Genomic DNA, 10,659 nt, shown 5'->3' with positions numbered 1-10,659 from the left:
AATAGATAGGGTAAAAGGGGCAGTCACTAAATCGGAAAGTTTAGGAACTATAATTAACGATCAGATCGCTACACGTTTGGTCACTCAATTATGTGATCACAACAAGACTTTTATTGATGTTGGGGCACATATTGGTTCAATTATAGCTTTAGTATCTGATTACGATGCAAGTATAAAAGTTATTGCTGTGGAGGCGATACCCGATAAAGCCAGGAAACTTCGTAGTAAGTTTCCTGACGTAGAAGTACATAACTATGCGGTTGGCAACACAGAAGGAGAAGTATCTTTCTATATAAATACCAGAGAATCTGGCTATAGCTCCCTAAGGCAACCTAGCGAAGATAAAAAATCAATTTCAGTTGAAATAAAAGTTCCAATCGTACGTTTAGACAGCCTGGTATCATCAGATGACATTGACGTGATCAAGATTGATGTGGAAGGTGCTGAATTAGACGTTATTCGCGGAAGTGAGACTATCATTACCAAAAATAGTCCAGTGATAATGTTTGAAAGTGCCCCATCCCAAGAGGATGATTGGAAATCTACAAAAGCAGATATAGTGTCCTGGTTAAATGATTATGGTTATGAATTGTTCGTACCTAATAGAGTTGCACACAATGGGCCTGGATTAAGTCAAGAATGCTTCATTGAGTCCCATTATTATCCTAGACGAACAACTAACTACTTTGCCATACCAATTCAGCGCAGAACTGAGATAAGAGATCGAGCACGGACTATACTTGATCTTTCTATTGCCTAATTCTCAAGGTTTGCCTTTCACATTAAATAGCAAAGGGAACAGGGAGCAGGGAACAGGGAGCAGGGAACAGGGAACAAAAATTATCACAATTCATTTGAAATAATGACCTTGAGCTTGATGTCAAGGTCATTTTAATCAAGAATCAGAAAGCTCAGATTAATGCGATCGCATTTAGGTTGCTCAAGTTGACCTTGCCGATCCTGCCAGGCTTTCCAATCCATCACCACTTAGACCTAGGAACTAGCGCCAGCTTTATGGTCTCGGAAATTGGTCAGGTTCACACTCCTCCTAACACACTACCCATAGCACGAACCATATTCTGGGGCTGAAACGCATCCACAGCCGCCGTCGGCTCATACCCACAATGGACCATACAATCGGCACACTTAGGATTACCACTAGCGCGACCATACTGATCCCAATTCGTTTCCTCCAGCAATTCCTTAAAAGTGGCATAATGCCCTTCATTTAACAAATAGCAAGGCTTTTGCCACCCCAAAACACTGTAACTAGGACTTCCCCAAGGGGTACACTCGTAATCTTTCTCCCCGATCAGGAAATCCAAAAATAAAGGATTATGGTTAAAATTCCAGGTTTTCTTCCCGGCCTTGAAAGGCGCTAAAATTTCCCGGAACATCGCCTTAGTCTGTTCCCGCTTCAGGAAATGCTCCTGATCGGGTGCCCATTCATAACTATATCCAGGAGAAACCATCATGCCGTCAATACCCAACATGGCCAGGAAATCAAAGAACTCCTGGATTTCCTTAGGATCAGTTCCCTCAAACACCGTCGTGTTAGTAGTCACACGAAATCCCCTAGCTTTAGCCGCCCGAATTGCCTGCACCACCTTATCAAATACCCCTTGACGGTCCACACACTGATCATGCCGTTCCCGTAAGCCATCCAAGTGAACGCTGAAAGTCAGGTAAGGGGAAGGTTGGAACTTATCCAGACACTTCTCTAACAACAACCCATTGGTACAGAGATAGACATACTTTCGCCATGCCACCAACCCCTTGACAATTTCGTCAATTTGTGGATGAAGCAAAGGTTCTCCCCCCGGAATAGAAACCACAGGAACACCACACTCTTTCACCGCAGCAAAGCACTCTTCAGGAGTCAGCTGGCTCTTGAGTATTTCCGTAGGATGCTGGATTTTGCCACAACCGGAACAAGCTAGATTACAGCGGAACAGAGGTTCCAACATCAGCACCAGGGGAAAGCGTTTACGACCCAAAAGACGCTGGGTCACAATATACTTTCCGACATCAAGAGCTTGTTGTAATTGAATTGCCATAATTGTCCTCACACCATATAATTAACGCTAATCATTGAGGGTAATCATGATTACCCCAAAGCTTTAACTATGATCAGCCTCGCCAATAAATTTATAATACTGTTGGTGAATTGCTTAAAATCCTAGACTTCGCGACAGTTGTCAGTTTCCCTATTTACTGGAGCCAGCGGTAAGTACCGATAGATAAATAAACGGAACTGTATTAACTTTTTTAAAGCTGCCAAAAGTCTTTCTGTTCCCTGTTCCGGTGATCCGCTGTTCCCTTCCCCCCTTACTAAGGGGGGTTAGGGGGGATCCGCTGCTCCCTGTTCCCTGTTCCCTGTTCCCTTAGCTAAACCAATCAACAGCATCCTTGAGGGCTTTCCTAATGGAAGATTGGGGTAACCCTAACTCTCTAACTGCTTTCGAGGCATCGTAATACATCGGGTGTTGTGCCATCCGCACCCCATTGAGCGGTATAGAAGGGGTTTTCCCAAAAGCAGTCAACACGCACTCATCAATCCAAGCCATACTCAGCGGTAGCCAGACCGGAACAGTTTTTTGAGGCGCACTCAATCCAGTAATTTCTGCAAGTTGCTCCAATAAGGATTTGAAAGATAGATTTTGGTTACCTAAAATATAGCGATCGCCTTTTTTCCCCCGGTCCAACGCCAACAGGTGACCCTGAGCCACATCCCGCACATCAATAAAATTTAATCCAGTATCCAAATAAAATGGCATTTTCTGCTGTAGGAAGCGCACAATAATTTCTCCCGTAGGAGTTGGCTTAATATCCATCGGACCAATGGGAGCGCTAGGATTAACAATCACCACATCAAGACCAGATTTAGCTGCCTTGATCGCTTCAGCTTCAGCAAAAAACTTAGATTTTTTATAGTCACCCACCAATTTCTCGACAGGACTCTGATGGGTTTCATCCACAATTTCCCCAGGTTTACCCACACCAATAGCCGCTACTGAACTGGTGTAAACAGTGCGTTCAATCCCAGCTTTACCAGCACTTTGTAGCACATTACGGCTTCCCTCGACATTGTTACGATAGAGTAAATCTCGATCCGCTTGCCACAGGGAATAATGGGCAGCGACATGAAATAATACCTGACATCCCTGCATCAGTTGGCACAAGCCTGGATCGTTCAAGTCACCGATAACGACTTCTATATCTAGACCCTGGAGGTTATCGAGTTGGCTAGTAGGGCGCACCAGAGCTCGCACGGAGTATCCTGCTTCAAGTAGCGATCGCACAACATGAGCACCGATAAATCCTGTTCCTCCAGTGACGAAAGCTTTGATTGCCATTGACGCACGCTCCTCTGTTTCCCAATTTCTTATTGCTTATAGCACTACCAATTAAGGTGTTTGACATTCCTAAACTCCGAAACTTAGTCATAGCTTACTTCTGACTTCTGACTTCTGACTTCTGACTTGCGCGTAGCGCTATACCAGAAAATAATCCTAGCCAGCAATCTTCCAGCAGGGTATACAATACTGGTACAACAATCAAACTCAATAACGTAGACGTAAGCAATCCACCAATAATTGCCACAGCCATCGGTTGTCGCAATTCTGCTCCTGCGCCAAATCCCAATGCCAAGGGCAACATTCCCAAAATTGTCGAAGCAGTAGTCATTATAATCGGTCGCAAACGCACCACTCCCGTTTCCAGAATTGCCTCAGTGCGACTTAACCCAGCTCGACGAAGTTGGTTAACATAATCCATGAGCAAAAGCGCATTTTTGTCAAGTAGTCCCAGTAAAAAAATTAGACCAATCAGGGAAATCATGCCAAAATCACTTTGGGTGATCAGAAGTGCTAGCATTGCTCCCACAATAGATAAAGGCAAAGACAAGCCCACCACCATCGGTTCTAACAATCGACCAAAAGGCAAAATTAGCACTAACAGCATACAGGTAACAGACAAGGTCAAGGTGCCAGCAAAACTCCCCAGCACATGACTACTCAGAGCCGAATCCCCCCACAGTTGTAACCTCACACCATCCGGTAAAACCATTTTGGCAACCTTTACCACCTCCTCAGTCGCATCTCCCAACCTGTGACCCTGGTTAAGGCTAGCACGAACATAAACCCCTCGCTGACCATTAACATGCTCAATCTCAGTAATCCTATTGCTTCGATTATTCTGACCTGTTGCCTCTACATCCACTAATCCTGGTAGTCTCTCAATCCGAGTTTTGAGATCCGCAGCAGTATTGCCTAACACCTCTAAATCATCACCCAATAAAGCAACTTGAACCGGTTTTTGAGTAGGTAGTTCAATAAACTGAATATCTTCAACACTATTCGTTACACCAGAAATCTTCGGCAAAGCAGCCCGCATTTTTTCCTGAACCTGAGCCGTAGTATATTGGCGATTACCTTTAAGTTTGACCTGAAGGTTACCTTTGTTCGGATCACCCTGTACCCCCACAACCGTATATACCGATTCCACTTCAGGGAAAGCCAGCACCGCCTCTTCTAACTGCTTAGCCACCTGCTCAGATTGCTTGAGTAGCAATTGCATCCCACTTTTAATCGGAAATAGACCATTAAACCCTGACTTTGATAGTTTTGGTTTTGAGAGTTGTGGTTTTAGCTGCTCCCTAAGGTCTGAATTAGTATCTGAATTAGTATTTGAATTACTTAATGACAATGACTTTGACTCTTCACTGTTAGAATCAAACCCTCCCAAATTCAGAATCTTATCAATTAAATCACCAAATTGAGAGGCACTAGGCATCTGAGGCAACGGTGCCGTATAGGTAATCATAAATTCCCCTCGGTCTAGGGTAGGAATAAACCCCTGAGGAATTAGGGGAATCAGGGAAATCCCAGCCACAAAGCTCAATACCGCTAATCCCACTACAAATTTCCGATGCCCCAGGGACCAGCGCAGCAAATCACGGTAGTTGGGATTAAACCTCAACCAAAAGTCGAAAACTACTCTCGATAATCTTGCCCTGTTCCCTGTTCCCTGCTCCCTTCTACCTGTTACCTGTTCCCTGTTCCCTATTCCCTGTTCCCTGCTCCCCTGCCTAGGTTTAAGCCAATAAACCGCAAGAACTGGGCACAAGGTCCGAGCAACCAACAAAGAGGTAAGAACTGCTGCCGAAACCGTCAGACCAAAAGGTTTAAAGAACTGTCCTAAGTTACCACCCATTAAACCAACCGGTAGAAATACCGCCACAATGGTCAAAGTAGAAGCAGAAACCGTCAGACCAATTTCATTAGTAGCAGAAAGAGCAGCTTGTCGAGGAGACTCCCCAGCCTCCAGGTGCCGAGAAATATTCTCGACTTCTACAATGGCATCATCAATGATAATCCCAATTACCAGAGCCAAAGCTAGTAGAGTAATGGTTTCGAGATTGAACCCATAGATAGCCATCACGATAGCGGTTCCGAGCAGGGAAATTGGAATTGCCAAGGCAGTAATTAGGGTAGCACGCCAGTTACGCAAGAAAGTAAAAATTACCAACACTGCCAGAACAATTGCCAGTAATAAACCATCAATAGTAGATTGAGTCGCTTCCCGGATATAGTTAGCTTGAGTCACTGCTAAGACTAACTGCACCTCTGGCAAACTACCTTGTAGTCTTTGCACCGCTTCCTCTACCCGACTAACCACATCTAAGGTATTAGCATCACCCCCTTTGATCACCTGAAAAGCCAAAGCTTCCTTTCCATTGAAGCGAATCCGAGTTGGGGTAACGGGTATGGGAGATTCGGGATTATCTCGCTGCTGTTCCTCCTTAATAATTTCTGGTGCTTGTTTGGTCAACTCTGAGCCAGAATTGAGAGCTGTAAACGTAGTTTCCCCCCCTCCCAACAAATTGACTTTCAGAACTCCTGGAAGTTGAGCAATCTCTGGTAAGATACTAGTCTTAGCAATGTCAGCTAATTCCTTCAGGTCTTTAGTATCACTCTTGATGGTGTAGCTAACCGCAGAGGATTCGTTCAAATTGAAGGGAATGACCTCAAAGGTTGCACCTTCAGGAATAGCAATTTGCCACAGTGTCTTTTCAACCTCCCTTGAAGAGGAGTTGAGATCGGTTCCGACATGGAAATAGAGGGTAACTACTGTTCGACCAGGGTAGGTTGAGGAAACCATCTGATCGAGTCCTGCCAAAGGCAAAAGCCTTTCCTCAATCCGTTGAGTCAGTTTCTGCTCCGTTTCCACCGCAGTCTCCAATGGCACTTGAGCATTGACCACCACCACCGGAAAGGTAATATCAGGGAATAGGGCATACTTAAGGGAACTGAAGGCCAAAAGCCCAGCCACAACCATTGCGATCCAAAAACTGATGGTTACTCGGGAATACTTAATGGCTAACCGGGAAATATTGAACCGCTCTCGTAAGACCTTGAGGAAACTCAACTTGACCATTGAAGAGAATTATGTTAATTCACTGCTTCCTTAGGATATACTTTTAGCGATCGGCTATAAGATCGGATTAGATTCTAAAGACATGGGATTGATCAGGTAGCGCCACACTTGGCGAACGCATTTGCTAGCAATGGATAAAGCTTTAGATCAAGCGATTGACTTTTTAACAAGCCCATCGGTGACACGCCCGACCTCATCAGCTGTAGTCGAGGCACTAGTTCAGGCAGAGACAACAGCTAAACGAACCAAACTCAGCCATGGCTATTCACAACTGATCGGAAATTGGCGACTAGGGTTTATTACAGGGACAAAGCGATCGCGCCAACGAGCAGGGGTGATCTTGGGTAGCGGACGATTTCTGCCAAAGTGGATCAAGATTCACCTATCCTACTCCCCATCAGAGTCTTCTCAAGACCAAGGAACGGTTCAAAATGCTGTTCAATTTGGACCGATTCAGATAGTTCTCACCGGTCCTACGAAGTTTTATCCTAAGACCAATATCTTAGCTTTCGACTTTAGTCAAATCAGGATATCGTTATCTGGTCTAACACTTTATCAAGGTTACATTAAAGGTGGACAAGACCGGGAAACTAGGTTCTATGAGCAACCCTTAAAAGAACAAGCATTCTTCACCTACTTTTTAGTAGAAAACCGTTGCATTGCTGCTAGAGGTCGGGGAGGAGGTTTGGCTGTGTGGACCAAGTAAGCCCTAGCTCAGTTAGATAGGTTCATCAAACGAACAGGTTTGTGCTATTGCCTTCTGTAACAGCAGACTATACTCTTGCTCATTTACCGTACATGCACCAAACCGTTCTAGGTGAGAATTCATCATCTGAGCATCAAACAGCAAAAAGTTGCGATCGCGCAACCGTTCTACCAGCTTAACCATCGCCACCTTCGAGCCATCCGGAATCCGATAAAACATTGATTCACCAATGAAGGCTCCACCAATTACAATGCCCAAAATTCCTCCTGCCAGCTGATTTCCCTGCCAAGTTTCAAAGCTGTAGGCCCATCCAGCCTTATAAAATTGCCAATAAATTTCCTTAATTTCTGGAGAAATCCAAGTAGTTTCACGGTCAGCACAACCAGTCATTACCCCTAAAAAGTCTCGGTTAATACTGACACTAAATCGTTCCTGATTTAGGACACGACGCAGAGATTTAGGATAGCGAAACCGCTCATCCAGAGGAATTATAGCACGTTCGCGGCTTGAGTACCAGCCTAAATTACCAGTATCATCTGCCATCAGGAAATAGCCTTGAGCATACCCTTGAATTAAGTAATCAATATCGATTTCCATTAACAGAAGTGTGTAAGGAAGAACTAAATTAGTTAGGTAGAACTAAACCTAACATACTAGCGGTTGACACTTCTGTTAAAAAAAATTGGCTTTAAAGAAATCAGGTTTCTTACCTAGATTAACGGGTCTAACTAAGTTAGTTTTCACAAACCCAGTTTTTTGACAAAGTTCTCCTCCGTCTCCCCAATCTTCCCACTCTTCCCCCTCTTCCCTTTCCACTTTCCCTTTTGCCCTAATCGTGGCAAGCTGTTGATGATTCAAGGTTGATTGGCAACAAGTGCTGTATTGGTTCGGTTCCCCCCTACTGGAGAGATAAAGTCATGGTTACAAATTCTAGTGTCAAACAGTTGCTCAAAATTTTAATCGGTGCCGCCTGGATAGACGGTAAAGTTCAGGCAGAGGAACGGGAATATCTGTATAAAGTCGCCAAGGAATATGGAGTTGCTGACGACCCAGAGATTAAACCGTTACTGTATGAACTCAAAGCTGTGTCAGCAGATGAATGCTACAGTTGGGTGGAACAGTATTTAGGCGATCGCCCTAGTCCAGAAGACTATCAGCGCTTGATTGAAGCCCTCAGTGCCTTAATTTATAGCGATGGGCTGGTAGACACAGAAGAAGCCAAACTTCTGAATCGCTTGCAGTTACTCGACCCCAGCAGTCCATCTAAGCAGTCGAGTAGTCAAAAAGTACTCAAAGCAATTCAAAAAATTTACCGCCGGTGGATTGATAAGCAGTTTAGTGAATGATTACTGCATCAGTACGTCAGTGGGTCAGTGTTGAGTAATCAGTCCTGAAAAGTTCAGGACTTACCCAGCAACTCTAGCTGTAGGGTATCGCTTGGGACCGGTCTACTACAGGCCACACCCGGTCAACCGGTCACCCGACACCCTTGGGCTGATGTGACAATTTTTGATCTGGCAAGTGGTTGGCAACTCATCCAATGTTACTAGCGTCAAATTACTCAGATTGTGCCGAACTTATTGGTATTAAACAGGCATAATCTGGTTTTTTTATGCTTATTTTGAGCAAAAAAAACAATTTTATTGAACCTAGGAACATCTAGCACGTTATTGGTTCTATTTACTTAAGAACACATGAATTTAATAGAATGCCTTCCATGCTTAACCTAAATCATTTTCAATCAGGAACTGCTGCTGTTTTAGCCCTTGGACTCACCGCCACCACCATGGCTCCCCTAGTCGCACCTGCTCCGTCTTTTGCCCAAAGCACTAACTTTATCGATGTTTCATCCAACTACTGGGCAAGTGACTTTATTGGAGAATTATCCCAGCGCGGTATTATTGCCGGATTTCCTGATGGCTCCTTCAGACCAAATGCACCAGTGACCCGCGCTCAGTTTGCGGCAATGCTACGTAAAGCAAATCAAGATTTCAATAAACCCGCCATTCGCGGTGGCAACAGTTTCGTGGATGTTGCTTCCAACTACTGGGCAAATCCTGCCATTCAGGAAGCCTACCAAACCGGATTTCTGAGTGGTTACCCTGGTAATATCTTTAGACCTGAACAAAATATTCCCCGCGAACAAGTTTTAGTAGCCCTTTCTAATGGACTGAATTTCTCTTCCAGCGGTTCTACCTCAGAACTGGTCAGTTTCTACCGGGACGGCAGCCAAATTTCTAACTTTGCCCGTGCTCCCATCGCTGCTGCTACAGAAAATAGTTTGGTGGTTAATTATCCTAACGTCGCCTTTCTCAATCCGACTCGGAATGCAACTCGTGCAGAAGTTGCAGCTTTTATGTACCAAGCGTTGGTGGCAACAGAACAAGCCCCAGTGATTAGCTCCCAATACATTATCGATCCCAATCCAGCACCTGTAGCCTTCACAATTCCTGCAGGTACTTCTATTCCGGTTAAGTACAAAAAAGATAAAATTCTGCTCGCCCAAGAGGAAACTATTCCCCTAACCCTGACAGTGGATCTAAACATTACCACTGCTGATGAGGGCAAGTTGCTGATTCCTGCTGGTAGTGAAGTGGTTGGCGAACTGCGTGCGACAAAAGAGGGAGCTCAGTTTGTAGCTCAGCGGCTGTTGATCAATGGTGAAACCCTATCCTTTAATGCCACCTCTGAGGAAATTACCACCACTGAAACTATTCGCAAGGGTAGCAATCCAGGGAGTATCCTAAAAGATGCAGCAGTTGGTACCGCTGCCGCCGCTGCTATCTCTGCCGTTACCGGTGACCGTGCGATCGCTACAGAAGAAATCTTGATCGGAGTTAGTTCTGGCATCGCTTTAAATATCGGCAAACGTTTATTCGGTAGCAGCAGCGTTGACCTATTTATGGTTGAACCAGAAACCGACTTACAGCTTACCATCGACTCTGACCTGGTGATTACCAGTCAGTAACTAGATATGTGGACAGTTAACTGTTGAGAGGATGATAAATTCACAAATCACAGCCAACCTCTCAACGGTCTCGCAATTAAGTCCCGATAAATCGGGATGAAACGGGATTTATCGGTGTAATACAGACATTGACATTTTGTTAGCGCTAGAGTATGATTGAGAGGTTGGACTTTACAGTTGGCGATGCTAAGAAAAGTAGGCGCAACCAGGAAAATATCGACTCAAGTTGTCCCCGTGGTGGAGATGACGAAGTCGGTTGAACTTGAGTTGCTGCAGGTAATGAAGAAACTAGGTATCGTCAGGTCTGAGTCTTACAACAAGCTGGGTAGCATCAGCCATTGGGGATTGGACTGGAAGAAGGCAATTCCAGAAGTAAAAAGTTTTAGGACCCCCGATACCCTGGGACTACCTGCCAAGTTGATGGACTGGGTGCGACTCGTTGACTAGAAACCTTATCCGAAAAGATATGGGGGATTAGTCGCAAGGTAATAAACCTTGACAACTTGATAACCATGTTGGTGAGACACCAACCCTCGTGAAATCCGAG

10 protein-coding genes are annotated in these 10,659 nt (G+C 44.8%); 5 read left to right on the top strand and 5 right to left on the bottom strand.

What is annotated here, in order from left to right:
- Positions 1-760: FkbM family methyltransferase (locus tag F6K49_RS29895; RefSeq protein ID WP_293102428.1), on the top strand; the 760-nt coding region annotated here is incomplete at its 5' end.
- A 277-nt stretch (positions 761-1,037) separates the two neighbouring features.
- On the opposite strand, the gene hpnH is transcribed toward F6K49_RS29895, so the two are convergent.
- The 3 genes from hpnH to F6K49_RS29880 form a co-directional block, all read right to left on the bottom strand.
- Positions 1,038-2,057 (bottom strand): adenosyl-hopene transferase HpnH, encoded by a 1,020-nt coding sequence (gene hpnH / locus F6K49_RS29890; protein WP_293081553.1) that lies wholly within the window; start codon positions 2,055-2,057, stop codon positions 1,038-1,040.
- Positions 2,058-2,384: 327 nt separating this feature from the next.
- On the bottom strand, positions 2,385-3,356 hold the full coding sequence (hpnA, locus tag F6K49_RS29885; RefSeq protein ID WP_293081556.1) for a hopanoid-associated sugar epimerase: 972 nt from the start codon (positions 3,354-3,356) through the stop codon (positions 2,385-2,387).
- Positions 3,357-3,450: 94 nt separating this feature from the next.
- On the bottom strand, positions 3,451-6,438 hold the full coding sequence (locus F6K49_RS29880) for an efflux RND transporter permease subunit (protein WP_293102423.1): 2,988 nt from the start codon (positions 6,436-6,438) through the stop codon (positions 3,451-3,453).
- A gap of 130 nt (positions 6,439-6,568) precedes the next feature.
- On the opposite strand from F6K49_RS29880, the gene F6K49_RS29875 reads away from it, so the two are divergent.
- Entirely contained in the window at positions 6,569-7,144 is a 576-nt protein-coding gene (locus tag F6K49_RS29875) for a hypothetical protein (protein WP_293102420.1), read from the top strand.
- 12 nt (positions 7,145-7,156) lie between these two features.
- Here the strand turns inward: F6K49_RS29875 and aat are convergent, their stop codons facing one another.
- Positions 7,157-7,741: a leucyl/phenylalanyl-tRNA--protein transferase gene (gene aat / locus F6K49_RS29870; protein ID WP_293102417.1), complete on the bottom strand. Its 585-nt coding sequence runs from the start codon at positions 7,739-7,741 to the stop codon at positions 7,157-7,159.
- Positions 7,742-7,816: 75 nt separating this feature from the next.
- Positions 7,817-8,002 carry a hypothetical protein gene (locus F6K49_RS29865; RefSeq protein ID WP_293102414.1) on the bottom strand — a complete coding sequence of 62 codons (186 nt, stop codon included), beginning with the start codon at positions 8,000-8,002 and terminating at the stop codon, positions 7,817-7,819.
- A 59-nt stretch (positions 8,003-8,061) separates the two neighbouring features.
- On the opposite strand from F6K49_RS29865, the gene F6K49_RS29860 reads away from it, so the two are divergent.
- The 3 genes from F6K49_RS29860 to F6K49_RS29850 all read left to right on the top strand — a co-directional run bounded on the left by F6K49_RS29860 (position 8,062) and on the right by F6K49_RS29850 (position 10,559).
- Positions 8,062-8,490, top strand: coding sequence for a TerB family tellurite resistance protein (locus tag F6K49_RS29860; protein WP_293022163.1), 429 nt, complete (start codon positions 8,062-8,064; stop codon positions 8,488-8,490).
- 362 nt (positions 8,491-8,852) lie between these two features.
- A complete protein-coding gene (locus F6K49_RS29855; protein WP_366514249.1) occupies positions 8,853-10,112 on the top strand; it encodes an S-layer homology domain-containing protein in 1,260 nt (419 codons plus the stop codon).
- A 183-nt stretch (positions 10,113-10,295) separates the two neighbouring features.
- The gene (locus tag F6K49_RS29850; protein ID WP_366514248.1) at positions 10,296-10,559 is read left to right on the top strand and encodes a hypothetical protein; all 264 of its coding nucleotides are present in this window, start codon (positions 10,296-10,298) and stop codon (positions 10,557-10,559) included.
- Positions 10,560-10,659: the final 100 nt, after the last annotated feature.

The sequence above is a fragment of the Moorena sp. SIO3I6 genome (assembly GCF_010672095.1).
This window is presented reverse-complemented; position numbering and strand designations above follow the sequence as displayed.